The sequence below is a fragment of the Pseudoalteromonas sp. MMG033 genome, from assembly GCF_057197785.1.
Genome location: NZ_CM170070.1, coordinates 1996135 through 2014860, shown reverse-complemented (window position 1 = coordinate 2014860; position 18726 = coordinate 1996135). Strand labels below are relative to the sequence as shown.

General features: G+C 44.0%; 14 protein-coding genes. 4 read left to right on the top strand and 10 right to left on the bottom strand.

The window, feature by feature from the left end:
* Nucleotides 1-60: 60 nt before the first annotated feature.
* Together guaA and guaB are read right to left on the bottom strand one after the other, a co-directional pair.
* Complete coding sequence (guaA, locus tag AC2CZC_RS08820) at nt 61-1635, bottom strand: glutamine-hydrolyzing GMP synthase (RefSeq protein WP_484584526.1); 1575 nt, start codon at nt 1633-1635, stop codon at nt 61-63.
* Between the two features lie 126 nt (nt 1636-1761).
* Complete coding sequence (gene guaB / locus AC2CZC_RS08815; RefSeq protein ID WP_237139284.1) at nt 1762-3231, bottom strand: IMP dehydrogenase; 1470 nt, start codon at nt 3229-3231, stop codon at nt 1762-1764.
* Nucleotides 3232-3364: 133 nt separating this feature from the next.
* On the opposite strand from guaB, the gene xseA reads away from it, so the two are divergent.
* On the top strand, nt 3365-4714 hold the full coding sequence (gene xseA / locus AC2CZC_RS08810; protein ID WP_484584525.1) for an exodeoxyribonuclease VII large subunit: 1350 nt from the start codon (nt 3365-3367) through the stop codon (nt 4712-4714).
* Here xseA and AC2CZC_RS08805 read toward each other — a convergent pair.
* From AC2CZC_RS08805 to AC2CZC_RS08795, 3 genes are all read right to left on the bottom strand, one after another.
* Complete coding sequence (locus AC2CZC_RS08805; RefSeq protein ID WP_484584524.1) at nt 4711-5388, bottom strand: coiled-coil domain-containing protein; 678 nt, start codon at nt 5386-5388, stop codon at nt 4711-4713. The genes xseA and AC2CZC_RS08805 overlap by 4 nt on opposite strands.
* Nucleotides 5389-5400: 12 nt before the next feature.
* On the bottom strand, nt 5401-6222 hold the full coding sequence (gene cysE, locus AC2CZC_RS08800; protein WP_484584523.1) for a serine O-acetyltransferase: 822 nt from the start codon (nt 6220-6222) through the stop codon (nt 5401-5403).
* A 207-nt stretch (nt 6223-6429) separates the two neighbouring features.
* The gene (locus tag AC2CZC_RS08795) at nt 6430-9315 is read right to left on the bottom strand and encodes a M16 family metallopeptidase (RefSeq protein WP_484584522.1); all 2886 of its coding nucleotides are present in this window, start codon (nt 9313-9315) and stop codon (nt 6430-6432) included.
* Between the two features lie 282 nt (nt 9316-9597).
* Between AC2CZC_RS08795 and AC2CZC_RS08790 the strand changes: the two genes are divergently transcribed.
* Nucleotides 9598-10554: a methylenetetrahydrofolate reductase gene (locus AC2CZC_RS08790; RefSeq protein ID WP_484584521.1), complete on the top strand. Its 957-nt coding sequence runs from the start codon at nt 9598-9600 to the stop codon at nt 10552-10554.
* Between the two features lie 68 nt (nt 10555-10622).
* Here the strand turns inward: AC2CZC_RS08790 and AC2CZC_RS08785 are convergent, their stop codons facing one another.
* On the bottom strand, nt 10623-13049 hold the full coding sequence (locus AC2CZC_RS08785) for a zinc-dependent metalloprotease (protein WP_484584520.1): 2427 nt from the start codon (nt 13047-13049) through the stop codon (nt 10623-10625).
* A gap of 161 nt (nt 13050-13210) precedes the next feature.
* Here AC2CZC_RS08785 and AC2CZC_RS08780 point away from each other — a divergent pair, with 161 nt between their 5' ends.
* Entirely contained in the window at nt 13211-14179 is a 969-nt protein-coding gene (locus AC2CZC_RS08780; RefSeq protein WP_063362479.1) for a class 1 fructose-bisphosphatase, read from the top strand.
* A gap of 15 nt (nt 14180-14194) precedes the next feature.
* On the opposite strand, the gene AC2CZC_RS08775 is transcribed toward AC2CZC_RS08780, so the two are convergent.
* Genes AC2CZC_RS08775 through AC2CZC_RS08760 form a run of 4 tightly spaced genes read right to left on the bottom strand, consistent with a single transcriptional unit; the run spans nt 14195 to nt 17322 of the window.
* Nucleotides 14195-14512, bottom strand: coding sequence for a hypothetical protein (locus AC2CZC_RS08775; RefSeq protein WP_484584519.1), 318 nt, complete (start codon nt 14510-14512; stop codon nt 14195-14197).
* A gap of 14 nt (nt 14513-14526) precedes the next feature.
* Nucleotides 14527-15312, bottom strand: a complete 786-nt coding sequence (locus tag AC2CZC_RS08770; protein ID WP_484584518.1) for an ATP-binding cassette domain-containing protein — start codon at nt 15310-15312, stop codon at nt 14527-14529.
* Nucleotides 15309-16241 (bottom strand): ABC transporter permease, encoded by a 933-nt coding sequence (locus tag AC2CZC_RS08765; RefSeq protein ID WP_484584517.1) that lies wholly within the window; start codon nt 16239-16241, stop codon nt 15309-15311. Before AC2CZC_RS08765 ends, AC2CZC_RS08770 begins: the two co-directional genes overlap by 4 nt.
* Nucleotides 16231-17322 (bottom strand): substrate-binding domain-containing protein, encoded by a 1092-nt coding sequence (locus AC2CZC_RS08760; RefSeq protein ID WP_484584516.1) that lies wholly within the window; start codon nt 17320-17322, stop codon nt 16231-16233. The genes AC2CZC_RS08765 and AC2CZC_RS08760 overlap by 11 nt, the downstream gene beginning before the upstream one ends.
* Before the next feature lie 214 nt (nt 17323-17536).
* On the opposite strand from AC2CZC_RS08760, the gene AC2CZC_RS08755 reads away from it, so the two are divergent.
* Nucleotides 17537-18724, top strand: a complete 1188-nt coding sequence (locus AC2CZC_RS08755; RefSeq protein ID WP_484584515.1) for an ROK family transcriptional regulator — start codon at nt 17537-17539, stop codon at nt 18722-18724.
* Nucleotides 18725-18726 lie beyond the last annotated feature (2 nt).

Sequence of the window (18726 nt, the reverse complement as noted above, 5' to 3'; positions counted from 1 at the left end):
AAAGGCGAATATTTATTATATTCGCCTTTTTTTCATTCAATTAGCTTGTGCTAATTATCATTATTCCCACTCGATAGTCGCAGGTGGTTTGCCTGAGATATCGTAAACGACGCGAGAAATACCATCGATTTCATTAATGATACGGTTTGATACCAGACCTAAGAAGTCATATGGTAAATGTGACCAACGCGCCGTCATGAAATCAATTGTTTCTACACAGCGTAATGACACAACCCAGTCGTACTTACGTGCATCACCCATTACGCCTACCGATTTAACCGGAAGGAATACTGTGAATGCTTGAGATACTTTGTGGTAAATGTCTGCTTTATGAAGCTCTTCAATGAAGATAGCATCTGCACGACGAAGTAAATCACAGTATTCTTTCTTGATTTCACCAAGTACACGTACACCTAGACCTGGACCTGGGAATGGGTGACGGTAAAGCATGTCGTAAGGTAAACCTAACTCAAGGCCAATCTTACGTACTTCATCTTTAAATAGCTCGCGAAGTGGTTCTACTAGACCCATTTCCATATCGTCAGGCAAGCCGCCTACGTTATGGTGAGACTTAATCACGTGGGCCTTACCTGTTTTAGATGCCGCTGACTCGATGACGTCTGGGTAAATCGTACCTTGCGCTAACCATTTAGCATTTTTCAACTTTTTAGATTCAGCATCGAATACGTCAATGAAGGTATGACCAATTGCTTTACGCTTATCTTCAGGATCAGAGAGACCAGCTAAGTCATTTAGGAACTGCTCTTCAGCATCTACTTTGATGATATTCAGGCCGAACTTATCACCAAACATCTCCATTACTTGCTGACCTTCGTTTAAACGAAGTAAACCGTTATCAACAAATACACACGTTAACTTCTTACCAATCGCACGGTGAATAAGCATAGCCACAACCGATGAATCAACACCGCCTGAAAGGCCAAGGATAACTTCGTCATCGCCGACTTTCTCTTTGATGCGCTCAACCGCATCTTCAATGATCTGCGAAGGTGTCCAAAGCTTCTCACAGCCACAGATATCAATCGCAAAACGCTCTAACAAACGAGTACCTTGCTGCGTATGTGTTACTTCAGGGTGGAATTGCACACCATAGAAACGTTTTTCTTCCCAAGACATTGCCGCGTGTGGACACGTATCCGTTTTTGCACTTGTTACAAATGTGTCAGGGACTTCAACTACTTTATCGCCGTGGCTCATCCATACGTCAAGTTGGCCAATGCCATCTTCGATGTGATCTTCAATCGCTTCGAATAAAGCACAGTTACCAACTTTTTCAACTTTTGCGTAACCAAACTCTTTCTTATCAGAGCTATGTACTTTACCACCAAGCTGCATCGCCATTGTTTGCATGCCGTAACATACACCAAGTACAGGTACACCTGCCTCAAACACATACTCTGGTGCTCTTGGGCTATTTTCCTCTGTGGTTGACTCTGGACCACCAGACAGGATGATACCCTGCGGGTTGAATTCACGGATCTGCTCTTCCGTTACATCCCACGCCCAAAGTTCACAGTAAACGCCAATCTCACGTACACGACGTGCAATTAACTGCGTGTATTGAGAACCGAAGTCTAAGATCAAAATACGGGAATCATGGATGTCTTTGCTCATTGATAATCTCGTTAGTTAGGAAACGATAAAATTAGTAAAGCACAGCTAACCTGCTTTACCAGAATTAAAAAGGGCTAGCAGCTGCTAGCCCTGACAATTTTGCGGGCTCAACGCACGTTGGCCGGCTTAACCTAAGCGATAGTTAGGTGCTTCTTTGGTGATTTGTACATCGTGTACATGAGACTCACCCATACCTGCTGATGTAACACGTACAAACTCAGGCTTGATGTTCAGCTCAGCGATTGTTGCACAACCAGTTAAGCCCATTGCACTGCGAATACCACCAATTTGCTGGTGAATGATCGCAGCAATTGGGCCCTTGTATGCAACGCGGCCTTCAATGCCTTCTGGCACAAGCTTGTCTGCTTGGTTGCTTTTCTGGAAGTAACGGTCTGAAGAACCTTCTTTTTGGTTCATCGCACCTAGAGAACCCATACCACGGTAAGACTTGTAGTAACGGCCTTGATACAGTTCAACTTCACCCGGTGACTCTTCAGTACCAGCAAGCATTGAACCAACCATGACGCATGCTGCACCAGCAACAAGCGCTTTAACAATGTCACCTGAATAGCGAATACCGCCATCGGCAATGACTGGAATATCACGATCTTTTAGCGCTTCAACAGCATCTGAAATAGCTGTGATTTGTGGTACACCACATCCTGTAACGATACGTGTTGTACAGATTGAGCCAGGGCCAATACCTACTTTAACGGCATCTGCACCAGCATCGGCAAGGGCAAGGGCACCTGCGCCTGTTGCAACGTTACCCGCAACGATTTGTAGCTCAGGGTAAGCTGCACGCGTTGCTTTAACGCGGTCAATTACACCTTGAGAGTGACCATGAGATGTATCAATCAATAAGATGTCCACACCAGCTTCAACCAATGCAGCGATACGCTCGTCAGTACCAGCACCAACACCCACAGCAGCACCAACACGTAAACGACCTTGTGCGTCTTTACATGCGTTCGGCTTTTCTTGTGCTTTTTGATAATCTTTAACAGTGATCATGCCTTTCAGTGCGAAAGCATCGTCAACCACTAAGATTTTTTCTATGCGGTGCTCGTGCATAAGACCAAGGATCTCTTCACGACCTGCGCCTTCTTTCACAGTTACCAAGTCTGCTTGTTTTGTCATCACTGACGAAACAGGCTTGTCTAGCTGAGTTTCAAAACGCATATCACGGCTTGTCACAATACCTTCTAACTGGTTATCAGCACCCACTACAGGGAAGCCTGAAAACCCTTTTTCTTCAGCAAGGGCAATTGTTTCAGCAATTGTTTTGTCAGCTGTCACAGTAACCGGGAAAGTAACAATACCCGCTTCGTAAGTTTTCACTTTACGAACATTGTCGGCTTGCTCTTCGATGGTCATGTTTTTGTGAATAAAGCCAATGCCGCCTTCTTGCGCTAAGGCAATCGCTAAGCGTGCTTCAGTTACTGTGTCCATTGACGCAGAAACAAGTGGCAGATTAAGCTCGATATCGCGTGTCAGACGAGTTTTAAGACTCGCTGTGTGCGGTAGAACAGTTGAATGAGCGGGTACTAATAGTACGTCGTCAAAAGTAAGGGCTTCTTTTGCAATTCTTAGCATGTGTGCGGCTTCTCTCAAGTGAATTCTGAGTATAAGGAATTGCGTGCGCATTTTATCAGCGTTCCTTATGTGAGTAAACAAAATTTAGCAAAAAATGTGCTAAAGTGTCTGTGAATTTTTTATGGAGCTCGGTATGTCGTTGCCACAAAACAACAAAGTTTATACAGTTTCGCGTCTAAATCGCGAAATTCGCGGTTTATTAGAACAAGGTTTCGCTTCTCTTGAATTGACGGGTGAAATTTCAAACTTTGTCGCCCCTGCATCTGGGCATTGGTACTTTTCTTTAAAAGATGAAAAAGCGCAAATTAAAGCGGCGATGTGGCGAGGCAATAACCGATATTGTAAATATCGCCCAGAAAATGGGGCACAAGTACAAGTCAAAGCCCGAGTCTCTGTGTATGAACCCCGTGGAGATTATCAGCTTATCGTCGAACAGATGGCACCCGCCGGAGAAGGCTTACTGAAGCAACAGTTTGAAGTGCTACAGATGCAGCTCGCCGCTGAAGGGCTCTTTAATAGTTTCCATAAAAAACCACTTCCGCAACAAATCAATCGCGTTGGGGTTGTCACCTCCGCAACCGGCGCTGCCATCAAAGATATTTTGTCTGTGCTAAAGCGCCGAGCGCCTCAATTAGAAGTCACCATCTACCCCACACTCGTACAGGGAAAAGGTGCTGGAGTGCAAATCGCAGAAAAGATTGCACTGGCAGATAAACGTAATGAAGTCGATATATTGATAGTAGGTCGCGGAGGTGGCTCGCTGGAGGACCTGTGGTGCTTTAACGAAGAAGTCGTCGCTCGTGCTATTTTTGCCTGTAGTCTCCCTGTGATAAGTGCTGTAGGCCACGAAATAGACACCACCATCAGTGATTATGTCGCTGATTTACGAGCCCCTACCCCCTCCGCAGCCGCAGAGTTAGTGAGCCCTGATAGTAGTGAGCTGATAAATTATGTAAAGGATAGAAAACAGCGCCTAACAACTGCATTAAAGCGCAAGCTATATGATGAGCAGCAACATATTGCACGATTGCAACAGCGATTAAGCCTGCAGCACCCTCAGAACCAATTAATGCAACAAGTACAGCGCGTCGATGAATTGCAGCAACGTTTGATCCGAGCATGGCAATATCAGCAACAAAAACACCATCACAAAGTGAATGTACTTGACCATACGCTACTAAAATTCCACCCTGAAAAGCGCTTGAATGAAGCCAAAGCAAAGCTACAGAGACTGGAATCAGCTTTGCACAATACCATGAAGCAACAGCAAAGCCGCCAGCAAAACCAGTTGGCGCTCCTTGCTGCGAGACTCGATAGCGTTAGCCCTCTGACTGTGTTATCTCGAGGATACAGTATTACTCAAAAAGGCAAACATGTGCTTAGTTCGGTATCAGAGGTAAAAGCCGGTGATGCGCTTATTACACAGCTCGCTGATGGGCAACTGCATACTAAAGTCACTGCAATTAAAAAGCGAGTAAGTTAGTACTCGCTTTTTAATTGCTCACTGGTTTTTAGACTCAGGTGTATCTGCATAACACCTTGGTTTTGTACGGCTGTCACCGTTTTAAACTGCTTCATCCAAGGCATGTTAAGTAAAGCATTGTGGAGCTGCTGCCACCTTGGTGAAGTACTATTTGATTGCGACGCAAAGTTAAGCTGACAAATATGCTGCCTACATTCTACAGATAACATCTCTACATCACCATGCAGACCTGCCTCATATAGAAAGTCTTCCGCAAATAGCTCCACTTCCGAGGCCCACACTTCATCGCGCCGCTGGTGTGCGAATATATTTTTCAATTGATTTGGGACGTTATAACTTGAAGGTGAGGGCTCACTGGGGTGCGATAACTGCGCTTTCAAACGTGAGTTTTCTTGCTCTAATTGCTGATTGCGTTGAACCAGCTGTTCAAGTTCTGTGGTGTGATTTAAAACAGGTAGCGCATTACTGTGCGTTCCTCTTGGTAGAACGGGAGGAATAGCTTGTTTCAATAAGTGTTCTTCAGCCACTTCGCGAGTGACTTCATTCAAATGAAGTACTTTATCGGACGGTTCATCTCGAGCGTCAAGCTCAGTATGGCGTATTTCATAAAACCCACAGGTTAACAAAACACCCGTGGCAAACGCATATACCAAAGAGCGCTTCGAGCGCATCATACAAAGCGCAACTTAAAGCATGGCGCTGGTATGAGAGTCATTAATTCGACTAATCGCATCATCTAAGAAGTTTTGATCCATGCTCTCTGCAGGGCATGGGCAATTTGGTTTACCGACCACTTTGGCAGGTACACCCACTACCGTGGTATGCGGTGCAACGGCTTTTAATACTACCGAGCCTGCGCCAATGCGTGCCCCTTCACCTACTTCAATGTTACCAAGTACTTTTGCGCCAGCACCAATTAAAACACCGGCACGGATCTTAGGATGACGATCACCTTGCTCATTACCCGTACCGCCGAGTGTGACTGACTGCAAAATAGATACATTATCTTCAATTACCGCGGTTTCACCAATGACTATACCAGTCGCATGGTCAAGCATAATACCATGGCCGACTTTACAAGCAGGATGGATGTCAACGCCAAAAACTTCAGAGGTGCGACTTTGAATAAAGCGGGCGAGCTCTTTGCGCTGTTGTCGCCACAGACAGTATGCGAGACGGTGTGCTTGTAATGCATGGAAACCCTTCAAGTTTAATATCACGTTAAGATAACTATCGGCAGCGGGGTCTCGATCTTTAACAGCTTTTATATCATGAGCCACATGAGTCAGCATTCGATCGCAATCAACAAACGCTTGATCAAACAATTCTCGAATCGTAAATGCAGACACAACGGCATCTGAGAGCTTATTTGCCACAATAAAACTCAACGCTGACCCCAAACATTCGTGATTGAGCACACTTGAATAAACGTGACTGGCGAGTAAGGGCTCTCTTTGTACAAGCTCTTGGGCTTCTTCTCTCAATTGTTGCCAAATTTCGTGTCTCATAATTTCCACATGTCTGTCATTTACTGTCGTTTCTTATCTTAGCGTGCATCACCCTTTGATAGCACTAGCCAGCCTCGAATTTCTAGTTATTAATTATAACTGAAGGTTCCTATAATGGTGTTTTTTTTACGCTTATGCAACTTAATGCTAATCAATAAAAACGCCCCGCATAAGCGAGGCGTTTGTTCTGTCATACAACTTAGAGGTTTATTTAAATAAATCCTGTGCTTGTATGACTTCAATGTTATTTGCAGGCACAGACAGCTTATAACTCTCTACTATCTTATCTTCATCAAGTAAAGCCTGCGGCTTGCTGACATTGTACTTCAGCGGTGACACCTGCTCACTAGCAAGACGCTGCTTCATATCTTCACCGTCACCTGTCACAAACACATAGTGCATATTCTCAGTTTGTAGGTTTTCACGGATCACACGGTTGACGTCATCTAAGCTCAAACTCGCAAGCTGTGAACGAACTAGGCTTACAAACTCATCGGTATTATAGAATTGGCTATCCAATGCATAACCAAGTTGTCTGTCCTGACTCGCCACCAGCTGCGGCACATAGTTGTTTAAGAAATTACGCGTAGCTTCAAAGTCTTTTTCACTCATCCCTTGCTTAATCATCTTATCAAGCTCATACACCGCGACACGAGTGGCAAAATGCGCGTCGTTATTTGAGCGCAGTGGACGTAACCAAACTTGGAAGATCTGCTCAGAGCGACCTAAGTTCGCATCAGGCATAGTTTGGTACATACCGCGTGGGAAGTATTCTATGTAAGCATAATCGCCATAGTTCATACCACGAGTTTGACGAATTCGGTCAAATAGGAAAGCGCCTGAATTACGGTGCTCACCAAAGTATGAACGTACTAACCATAACGCAGTCCAATCTTTGCTACTACGTACGGTGTCAATTGGGAAACCAAATGACACCGCCGTTGATTTAGCGCTTTTCTCAACTACGGTCGCATGGATCCCATCTAGTGCAGGTGCATCCGTAACATTTAAACGCTTTTCTTCACCTTTTGGTAAACGCGTTAAGTCTTGTATCAATTGCGCCTTCAAATCGTCATTTAACGCACCTGTTAACCCTAGATTTAACTTCGCCTGAGTGAACTGACTGTGATAGAAATCCTTCACATCTTGCAATGTTAGGGCTTCTAAATCTGACAAATCACCTAAATTAAGACTTTCATAGGCATGACCTTGATACAACTTATGATAAAGCACCTCTTTACCCAGCTCTTCATCATTGGACGACTTTAAGTCTGAATTAATGTTATCAATCAGCTCTTTTTTCAGGCGACTAAAGTCATCTTCTCTAAAGCCTGGATTGAGCAGTTGCTCACCAACTAATGCATACCACTGCTGTGCATTGTCTTTATGCACACGACCACGCAATGCAATCATTTCTTTATCTACTTGATGAGCAAAGCTACCCGCTAGCGGGTACATGGCTTTTTGAATTTCTTTATATGACTTAGTTGCACTGCCACCTTTAGCCAGCATTGCTGCGGTCAAAGCAGCAACCCCTTTTTTCCCAACCGGATCAGCCGCCGCGCCCGTGTAAAATAACCAATTCACATCAACAAGCGGTGAATTTGACGTTTTATCTAGTACAGTAAAGTGCTGCTCTGTAGGGCGGTTTAGCTCAGCCGTCAGTGCATCAAGCGCTACTTCTTTATCAAAACCAGTGATTTCAGCTTTTGCTGACATGGTGACGGTATTGCGTCCAGAATCAACAAAGTATTTGTTTGCGATGCGGCGAATGTCTTCTGGGGTGACAGTGTCTGCCGTTGCATACATTTGGTTGATAACTTCAGGATCACGTTCAAAGTGCACATAGCTTGCTAGCATAGATGCAATTGCTTTTGATGAGTCTAAATCATTGGCAAAGCTATAACGCTTATTTGATTTAAGCGCCGCCAGCTTGCCTTCATCTACCAATTCCGTACGTGCTGTCGCATAAGTACGGTTAATTGCGTCACGCACGGTCACAAGGTCTTTTTCGTCTTCGACTTTAACGAACACATGTAAAAGGCCGGGATCTTTTGTTTCTGCATTATAGGTAATCAATTGTGTCGCAATTTGCTTATCCACGACCAACTCTTGATATAACTTAGAGTTTTCTGAGAAATATAACTCGGAAATTAAATCTACTGCCGCACGATCTTTTTCAGTTGGCTGCCAAGCTGGTCCTTTGTAAGAGACTAATAACCAGTGACCCGGTTGCCCTTCATTGACGACATGCTGGTATTTTGCTGCTTGCTGCTTTGGCTCGACTGGGATCTCTGCTTGATATTCACCACGCTGCCACTCACCCCAGTGCTTTTTCACCATATTTATCGTGGCTTGTGGCTCCACATCACCCACGATGATGATGGTCGCATATTCAGGCTTATAAAAGCGCTCGAAGAATAAATCCGCATAGGCCATTTGATCTGGCATTGCCTCTATATCTTCAAAAAAGCCCATCGTAGTATGTTTATAGGTGTGCTCATCAAACGCCTTTTCACGTACAGCACCTAATAATTTGCGAAGCGGATTGGCATTATTTTTAAGGTATTCCCCCTTTACGGTCAACGCCTCTGTACGGAATTGCTCTTCGCTAAAATGTAGGTTTTGGAAAATATCAGACTGGATCTCTAATACTTTTTCTAAATGTTCTTTAGAGAAGCTTAAATAATAATTGGTGTAGTCGTTGGTTGTATAAGCGCGGTTATCAACCCCTGAATTTTTGATGATGTCTTTGTAGATTGCTTCAGGGTATTTTTTAGACCCCTTAAACATCATATGTTCAAAGAAGTGTGCAAAACCTGTTTTGCCATCTTCGATTTCATTGCGCGAACCAACGGATACTGGGATCTGTAAAGATACAACATCGGGATAATCAGTCTTAACCACCATCACACGTAGCCCATTATCGAGCTCTTCCAAGACATAGTCTTGAGAAAACACTTTGTTTTCAGCAGTGTTCACCGCAGCTACGGCATTGCTTTGAAGACTATTGGTATTGTTTGCGTTATTTGCAGCGCAGCCACTCAGTGCCAAGGTAACAGCAAGGCTGGTTGCCAAAAGCTTAAATTTCATATGCGTCCCTAAATTTATCATTTTGTCTCTGTATGCCAGTGCAAAGCACAGGTTTATTCCCTGATTATGCCTTAAAGAAAGCAAAAATCTCATATATCTCGATAAATGGTGAAAAAAACTTACCTCGGATTGCATTAAAAATTTGCACCATAATGTTCTTTAATTTCAGTCCTTATGAAAAAAAATCATATTTAATGAAGTAAATTCAATAAAAAAATCTATCTAGACGTCTAAATGGCTGCTATATTTACCCTGTAATGATGAATGAGCGGGAATGAGGACATGGCTTTAACGCTGCAAGAGAAAATATTAGACCCTAATCAAGGCGTATATTTAATTGGTACAACTCCACCTAAGCTAGGCACAGATAGCGAACAGCTTCAAACGATTGCCACTAAGCTGTTAAATCGATTGCATGAAATCGAGTATGATGGGGTGGTGATTTACGACATTCAAGATGAAAGCAGCCGTACACAGGTGCCAAGACCTTTTCCTTTTAAGCAAACAGTCGACCCGGTTGAATACAGTAAATTAGTCCGTGATTTATCTAATCTAGACGTCATCACCTATAAAAGTGTTGCACAACGGGACAGAGAAGAGTTCACCCAATGGTTACAGAAAACAAAACAAGATTTTGGCTTGAACAACCTTGTGCTAGTGGGCAGCCCATCTTCAAAAGGCGACATAAAATTAGGTTTGCCTGAGGCTTATCAAACTTTACGTGAGCATACACAAGACTTTTTCTTGGGCGGTGTTACTATCGCTGAGCGCCATGCAAACAAACGCAATGAGCATGAGAGACTGATCGATAAAACCACCAAAGGCTGCGAGTATTTCATATCTCAAGCAGTGTATGATGCGCAAGCAACGATTGATTTATTAACCAGTTATGCACGTACTTGTCGTCAGCAAGGCAATGAACCAAAGCGCATTATTTTGACCTTCACCCCCTGTGGTGGGCAAAAGACACTCGAGTTTATGCAGTGGTTGGGTATCTCAGTGCCAGAAGCAACTAAATGGCGCATGTTAGATGCCGACAATACGCTCAATGAATCAATAAAAATTTGCCGTGAGAATTTAGATTTGATTTTACGAAGTTGCGCGCACTTGGATATTCCTCTTGGCCTAAACATTGAGAGCTTAACCAACCGTAAAGAAGAAATTGATGCCTCTATCAATTTGTATCGCCTACTCAAAGCCACCATGGAATTGCAACTGGCAGAGAAGCAAATCGCTTAATCATTTCAGTACACCATTCATCTCGTAAAAAGCCCCAAAATGGGGCTTTTTTCATGATAACTCAGCGCTTAAATCGGAGACCCAGGAGGCATAGCCAAAGGCGCATAATTTGCAGGCCATTTACCTTCTTTTAAGAAATACTGAATATGCTCGCCTAAATAGAGCGAAAACGCATCAGCTTTACTTGGGCTTGAAAACAGCGACTGTTCTGTTGTGTCCTGCGCGACTTGTCGCAAATAATAGCGAAGCTGTGCTTGCACCTCTGGTGCAACTTTATCGCTCAGGCTCAGATCCGCCATGCGATAGGCCGTTAAATACTGCACGCGTTGGTTTAACTTTTTCGCCATAGTAGATTTTGCATTGGCTTCAAATACATGCGCATGGACCTTTGCCAATACTTCATCACTGCCTAAATAGCGGTCATTGCGCGCATACTGCTGAGCAACGCGATTTAAACGCTCGGCATTCAGTAATAACTTCAATGTGTGCTGGGTTGCCATTTCTGGTAATGCCATAGCATCTAACGTCAAGCCAGTTCTGCCATGAACACTTTCGCGATTTCTCGACTCACCGTAAGCCTTAGGTGGGATCACCGCCAGTACAGACTCAGGAATACTCAGTGACTCAGGAGATAATGTCTCCAACAGTGCCTGCAATGCATCCACTTGCTGTGCTTTTGCCACAACATGTGCACCTTTTACTTTGTCTTCACCGCGTACTTCATAGTCGTAATCAACGCCGCCTATCAACTTCACAGCAGACTCAACTTGATACCTGTGGAATAAATACAGTGGCACCAACTTTTCTTCTAACTGTGATAAGGCAACGCCTTTTTTGATGTTATTAGGACCAAATTGAGCCAGGGCTTGTTGGCGAATGCCCATCACACGACGTAGTTCAGCTGTTGGGTCTTCACCGTTATCCCACAAGTGTGCCGTCGGGTGAGCACCACCTTGCGGTCTTGCGTCTGCATCAGAGATATACGCCAATCCCATGTCGTTGGTCTGCTTAATCACTTGCGCCAGCGCTTGCGCTTCATCTGTGGCACGATAGTCACCATAGCCGTATTTGACCGCTTGGATATCCCAAGTCCCCATACCAGAGGCATAACCTTTGCTCACATCAAGCTGTCCATCATTGGTAAATTGCACCAGTGGGTGTGGGTAATCCATAACGGATGCGCGGCCATCTGCTGATGCTGCAAAGTTATGAGCAATACCTAAAGTGTGGCCAATTTCATGTGCACTGAGTTGGCGAATGCGATCCAGCGCCATATCATGTAGTTTTTGGGTGACTTCATCGCCTTTGATAAAAGGTGCAGCAAGGGCTTCTGCAATGAGAATATCTTGACGCACTCTCAATGACCCTAATGTCACATGTCCTTTGATGATTTCACCGCTTAATGGGTTGATAATAGATGCACCATACGACCAGCCACGCGTCGCTCTGTGAACCCATTGGATCACGTTATAGCGCACATCCATCGGATCTGCATGCTCGGGTAACATTTTCACTTCAAATGCGCCTTTATAACCAGCCGCTTCAAATGCATCATCCCACCAGCGCGCACCATCAAGCAATGCGGTTTTTACCGGTTCGGGCACACCGGGATCTAAATAGTAAACAATCGGTTTTACTGGCTCAGACACTTTTGCCGTAGGGTCTTTTTTCTCTAGGCGATGACGTGGAATATAGCGCACATACATCGAGCTTCCTAAAGGTGCCGAGTAATCTTTGTGCTCAATGCTCCAAAACCCTGACTGAGGGTGGAACTGACGTGGCTGATAGTTTTCATCAGGCAACTCAATAAGTGAATGACGCTGATGCACCGTGATGGCATAAGGATCTGCCACGGCTTGGCGCACATACTTACCAGGATTGCCGCCTTTAAACGTCAGCACAGCCTCTAATTCGGTGTTTTTTACAAAAGCCTTTGAGCGCTCAGAATAAACCGCACTGCGACTTGCATCTAGACTGTAACTACCTTGCTCAGTGGCTTTTAATCGACGCGATACACCATGCACATCCGACAACAGGTAAGGCGTGTAATCAATTAAAACACTGTCACTGTCCTCGGCAACGACTTTAAAACCATGCAAAATACTTGATGCAAATGCCTCTTTAACACTTTGCTGCTCGGCATGATTATCTGCACTGGCGCGATAATACGTATTGTTAGCACGCAACATGACTTTATTGCCAAAGCGCTCAAACTGTACCAAATGTGTACCACCCAGCTGACCTCTATCCAGCCCGATATCATTGGACCCAACACCATAAGGCAAACTGTGCTGTAGTAAAAAAGGCTGTGCAAATTTATCTACATCTAGGTAAATTTTACCGCTGCTTTGATCTGCATAAAATGAGTAAAACCCGGGGAAATGGTTAAACTTATCAGTAAATTCGTCAATAGACTTAATTGCTGCCTGCGCATGCGTTATCATAGGCAGTAACAAAGCAGAAACGAGGTAAGGGGTAAAGCGTCTCTTAATCATAATTTTGTCTTTGTTATTTTCATGTTTTGTGATTGTTTTTTGGCTAGTATATAAAATTGTATACAAAAAACAGTGTTTCAAGACGAAATTCAGCGCAGTTCGCAGTGCCTCTCTCACATTAAAATCACTGCGACCCGACAAACGTTATCAGGATTTAAAATATGCGTAGATTACCGCCGGTGTTATTTGAAGATGGATGTTCTAGAGAGTTAGTTTCTCTTATCCGTACTCTTTTGGCCGCTTGTAAAGAGATCTCCTTCCGTGTAGGACAAGGTGCACTATCAGGTGTGTTAGGTTCTACCCTAGATGAAAACATCCAAGGTGAGACCCAGAAAAAGCTAGATGTTTTATCAAATCAACTCATTAAAGACATCTTGTTAGAATCTGGCTACGTAAAAGCAATTGCGTCTGAGGAAGAAGACTATACTGTTGCAGGCGATCCAAACGCCAAATACATAGTGTCTTTTGACCCATTAGATGGCTCTTCAAACACAGATATCAACTCATTAGTTGGCACCATTTTCTCGATTATGGAAGCGCCAGAAGGTTCAGATGCAGCTGATCCGGCTATTTTTATGCAACCTGGTAAAAACCAAGTTGCAGCAGGTTATGTACTTTATGGTCCTTCAACAACACTCGCTTTGACCACAGGTAAAGGCACACGTATCTTCACGCTAGACAAAACACATGGCAGCTTCCTATTAACCGAAGACTTTGCAAAAATCCCTGAAGATACGCAAGAGTTTGCAATTAACGCCTCTAATCAGCGCCATTGGCAACCTGCGATGAAAAATTACATGGCGGATTTATTGGCAGGCACAGAAGGCCCTAGAGGCAAAAACTTTAACATGCGCTGGATAGCAGCCATGGTTGGCGATGTGCATCGTGTATTGTGTCGCGGTGGCCTATTTACTTATCCTGCGGATACTAAAAACCCTGAAAAACCTTACAAGCTAAGATTACTATACGAAGCAAACCCAATGGCAATGCTTGTAGAGCAAGCTGGTGGCTTGGCACATACAGGTGAGCAGCGTATTCTTGACATTGAACCCAATGCAATCCACCAGCGAGTGGCGGTTATTCTCGGTTCAAAAAATGAAGTTGAAACTTGCTTAAACTATCATAAGTAACTTCATCGTATGAGGTCATTCTAACAGCGTTAATAAACGTGTGAGTTTGGCCTCATCTATTCCACCCATTACATCTGGATCCGACAGAGCATAAAGGCTCCCCTCCAGTTCGCCAACGTTATACTCCTCACGCTGCAATAAAACATTCGCCCATAGCTCTAAATCTGCAATACAGATCTCTCCATCAATAGTGCGCTGCAGCACTTGTTTAAATGTGGCTATCGACACACTATACATACCCACCTGCTGCTTGGTACCCAACATAATGGAGATTGCATCATCACGATGCTCACCAAACTCTGCAAAACAGCTAACCGCTTCTGAATAATTCACTCTGTCCCCATTGATTAACTCGCTTGAGCTATGTCTAGTTCAATGCCATTCATATAACCCAGTAATTGTGCCTGACTGACCTCATCTATCGCAACATCAGCAACGCTTTGTCCTTGAAATAAAATAACGGCACGGTCGCACAAGGTATCTACTTGTTGTAAATTATGACTGATCAGGATGATGGCTATCCCCTGTGAGCTAAGCAAGCGGATCAATGTCACCAAGCGCGCACACTGCTCTGCCCCCAGAGCCGCCGTTGGTTCGTCCATGACAATGATTTCAGCACCAGCATACACAGCTCTTATAATCGCAACCGCCTGTTTTTGACCGCCAGAGAGTGTATTTACTGGTGCGTTGATATTGATCAGCGGCATGCCAAGTCGCTGCAATAATTTTTTTGCTTTTCTTGCCATGGCTTTTTTATCTAACCAACCTAGCAGCCTTAACACCCTATGTTGATGTAATATTTCGCGATTTAAAAATAAATTTTCAACCACACTGAGCTCTTGCACCAATGCTAAATCTTGATGGACGACGGCGATTCCTGCTTGATAAGACGCACTTGGCGTGCATAAAGTGCGCTCAATTTGACCAACTTGGATCTTGCCCTGATCAGGCTGAGTTAACCCAGCCAAACACTGCACTAGCGTCGATTTACCCGCCCCATTGTCCCCAAGCAAGGCAACCACTTCACCTCGATTAACCGTAAAGTTAACCCCGCTAAGCACATTGATACCTTCAAAGCTCTTATACAACCCACGGACTTCTAGGGTCACTTGGTCTAACGCAGTACGCTTCATGATTTTTGTGCCCTTGTTGTGATGGCCACAGCCACAATTAAAATACCGCCTTTTACCATCATCTGCTCATTACTAGAAAAGCCGCTGAATATTAGCGCGTTATTAATACAACCAAGCAACCATACCCCCAGTACAACAGCGAAGATATTGACCTTGCCACCAAGCAAACTACAGCCACCAATGATCACAGCAGCGATAGCGACCATCAAGTCAGACTCGCCAATTGTGTATTTGGCACTTTGCATTCTTGCCGCATATAACAAACCAGCAAACGCACAAAACCCGCCACACAATGACATGGCAATCATCCGGACTCGAGATACATTTAGCCCCATTTGGTGTGCTAACGATGAGCTTACTCCCACTGCAAATAAATGACGTCCAAAACGAGTTTGAGTCATAATTAACGCAGCCATCATCGCCAGTCCAGCAAGCCACAACAAAAAAATTGGCACACCCAATACTGTGCCATGCCCAAACAGAGTAATAAAATGGGTATGAATAATTGGAATAGACTGAAGATCTGAAATTTTTCTTGCAAACCCAGTCAAAACACCCAACATGCCCAAGGTCACGATTAACGGTGGCAAAGCGAAACGTTCACACAAATAGCCGTTTATTGCCCCAATAAACACGCCTAAAGACAATGCAAATACAACGGCCACCGGCAGGCCATAAAGCGGTAACAAAAAAGCAGCAGCCATACCACAAATAGCTACAATTGCACCGATTGATAAATCAATATAGCCAACAGATAAAGCGAAGCTTAAGCCAATTGCCATGACCGCAATCGGCGCGGTTTGGAGTAAAATATTTAATAGATTTGTCGGCGAAAAGAAGGCAGAGCCGGACAGCGATAACATGAAAATCAGCATCGCGCTCGTACATGCATAATATATCAATGTCTGTCTATTGAGCTTACTGAACATCGCTCCCCCTATCTTGCGTCAGAGCATCCGCTTGAGATTGCTTTAATACTGTTTGTAATATTTGTGGTAGTGGAGTCTGAAAAGCAAGCTGCCAAGAAGCGGCGATATTATTGGCAGTCACCGCATGATAGCTCACTTGTGTGTATAAGGGTGTCGTAACACCAGTAGCAGCGCCTGCTCCAATTCTTGCCATTAAGGTTCCGATCTCGAACGGACGATCAGAGACTGTGCCATACATATTGCCATGCAAGGCCATATCAATAAGGTTGTTCGTGCCCAAATCATGGGTGATCACTTTAATGTCTTTACGATTTGCAATCCTAAGTGCCTCAATCACCCCTTCAGCAGCAGCATCCCACGATACATAGATGGCGGAAATATTTGGGTTCTGGATGAGCATTGCTGAAGTGAGCTGCGCGGTTTGATTCTTTCTCACAAATCCTTTTTGTACGCTCAGTTCTATATCATCGTATTGCGCAAGTGCATGTACAAAAGCAGCATCGCGTTGGTTGGTAATATAATAATCGGCCTCGTGATAAATCATCCCTACTCGGCCATGATGTGAGATAGCTTCTGCAACTAACTTGGCAGCGGCTTGTCCCATTCCCTCAACATTATCACCAACTAACCCAGCATAATCTTCACCATGTATAAAACCAGCTATTGGATTACTGAGTAAAACCAATTGCGTACCGCTTCTACTCAAGCGTAAATAGCTGGGCTTAGAGCTAAAACTATCAATACTCAGCGATAACAAAATATCCGGCTCTAAAACGGCCAATGTCTCCAAGTCTGTTACTTGCTTTGCAGGATCATAGTGCGCCTCTGTCACAGCCAACACCTCGATCCCCAAACGCTCAAACTCTTGTTGGGCACCCAATGTCACCGCATTTACCCATGGACTAGAACCATGCCAAGCCATCGCTGCGGTAAGTTTTGCAGTTTTAACATCGGCTTCTTGCTTCGTTGATAGGACGTAACTGGTATTGCTATGTGCATACTGAGCTAACATCACAAAAAACAAACAAGCCCATGTACGTAGTCGCAGTTTTGTGCAGTATTGAAGGCAATATTTATACATAAAACAACAGCGCTTCACTCAATAGTTCCTTTAATGAAAACCTGATTCAGTACATTTGATCAGCACTCCTATGTTTGTCAAATGATTTTACTTAACCCTGAATGGACTATCTGAGAAGCTAAAGCATTTAAAGTATTCGAAAATAGTGCCATGTGTAATAAGATAGAGCGTCTTGAATATGATTTAGATACGTGTCGACGAAAAAGGATACAGAGTGAAAGGGTCAAATGCTAAACAGAATAAAGCCGTTAATTTACGTTTAGTATTGACGCAAATTGTCACGTTAGGCCCAATTTCTCGTGCTGATATTGCACGAAATACCTTACTGACTAAGCAAACCATTACGAATATGGTTGAAGCCTTGTTAGCGGTCAATCTTGTTGAGGAAATCGGCGTCAAGCGGACAGAGAGCGCAGGCAAACCATCAAAAATGCTGTGTTTAAATAAACATGCGGCATTTACCTGCGCAATGAGAGTGAGCCCCAGTTTCTTAGAGTTGGGCTTGTATTACCTCAATGGTGAATGTCATAGCCAAACGACCAAAGACCTAATAACTCAACCTAACGCCCAAGACATCAAGCAAGAGTTAGAAAAGTTCATAGCGACAAGTGATATCAGCTTTGAAGAGATATTCGCTGGCGGCTTATCTATTCAAACGGACCAAACTGATGCAATATCTCAGCATCAAGTTAATCAACATCTACAATCACAATTAAGTGAATTACTTAATCTACCTATCGCATTAGAAAATACCGCATCGGCATGCGCGGTTTACCAAATGCTATTTGGCGAAGCCAAAACATTGCATAATTTTGTGTATCTGCATTTGGGCAACAAAGTAGAAGCTGCGGTCGTATATGATAGGCAGATCATGCTTGGACAAAACGGGCTTACAGGGGCGATCGGCGATATATTTGTCACCCCCGATCAAGATGAAAGCACAGCAGAACTTGGAACCTTAAATAAATACGCGTCGATTAACGCACTAAAAACCTTTCTCAACGGCTGTGATGAGGACACGATCCCCATTGAGCAATTAGATCCATTAAGTCACCCAATGTGTAAAAAGTGGATAACGCAAGCGACTGAGCCGCTGCGAATTGCGATTCACACCTTAGAGTCATTGCTGAATACTCAGACTATCATCATCGGCAGTGATATTAGTGAAGCATGCCTTGATGCACTTATTTCTTCACTGAGGCCTTTTATCCCCTCTATCGCTCAACTTGGTAAAAGGGACATAGTCAGACTCATCAAAGTGCCAAATATCGATAGCATCGCACTGACTGGTATTGCAACATTACCTCTACATGCTGCGCTTAATAATAAAAACATGCAAACACTTTATATCCCCCCTTTGTGGTCAGGAAATACATTGCAAAGCACAGTTTTTTCGCAGTGATA

Bases quoted from the DNA above. Each gene is read 5' to 3' on its own strand.
- cysE (WP_484584523.1), bottom strand. From the start codon at position 6,222: ATGAGACACGAAATTTGGCAACAATTGAGAGAAGAAGCCCAAGAGCTT.
- AC2CZC_RS08785 (WP_484584520.1), bottom strand. From the start codon at position 13,049: ATGATTAAGAGACGCTTTACCCCTTACCTCGTTTCTGCTTTGTTACTG.
- AC2CZC_RS08805 (WP_484584524.1), bottom strand. From the start codon at position 5,388: ATGATGCGCTCGAAGCGCTCTTTGGTATATGCGTTTGCCACGGGTGTT.
- guaB (WP_237139284.1), bottom strand. From the start codon at position 3,231: ATGCTAAGAATTGCAAAAGAAGCCCTTACTTTTGACGACGTACTATTA.
- xseA (WP_484584525.1), top strand. From the start codon at position 3,365: ATGTCGTTGCCACAAAACAACAAAGTTTATACAGTTTCGCGTCTAAAT.
- guaA (WP_484584526.1), bottom strand. From the start codon at position 1,635: ATGAGCAAAGACATCCATGATTCCCGTATTTTGATCTTAGACTTCGGT.
- AC2CZC_RS08795 (WP_484584522.1), bottom strand. From the start codon at position 9,315: ATGAAATTTAAGCTTTTGGCAACCAGCCTTGCTGTTACCTTGGCACTG.
- AC2CZC_RS08765 (WP_484584517.1), bottom strand. From the start codon at position 16,241: ATGTTCAGTAAGCTCAATAGACAGACATTGATATATTATGCATGTACG.
- AC2CZC_RS08760 (WP_484584516.1), bottom strand. From the start codon at position 17,322: ATGTATAAATATTGCCTTCAATACTGCACAAAACTGCGACTACGTACA.
- AC2CZC_RS08790 (WP_484584521.1), top strand. From the start codon at position 9,598: ATGGCTTTAACGCTGCAAGAGAAAATATTAGACCCTAATCAAGGCGTA.
- AC2CZC_RS08770 (WP_484584518.1), bottom strand. From the start codon at position 15,312: ATGAAGCGTACTGCGTTAGACCAAGTGACCCTAGAAGTCCGTGGGTTG.
- AC2CZC_RS08780 (WP_063362479.1), top strand. From the start codon at position 13,211: ATGCGTAGATTACCGCCGGTGTTATTTGAAGATGGATGTTCTAGAGAG.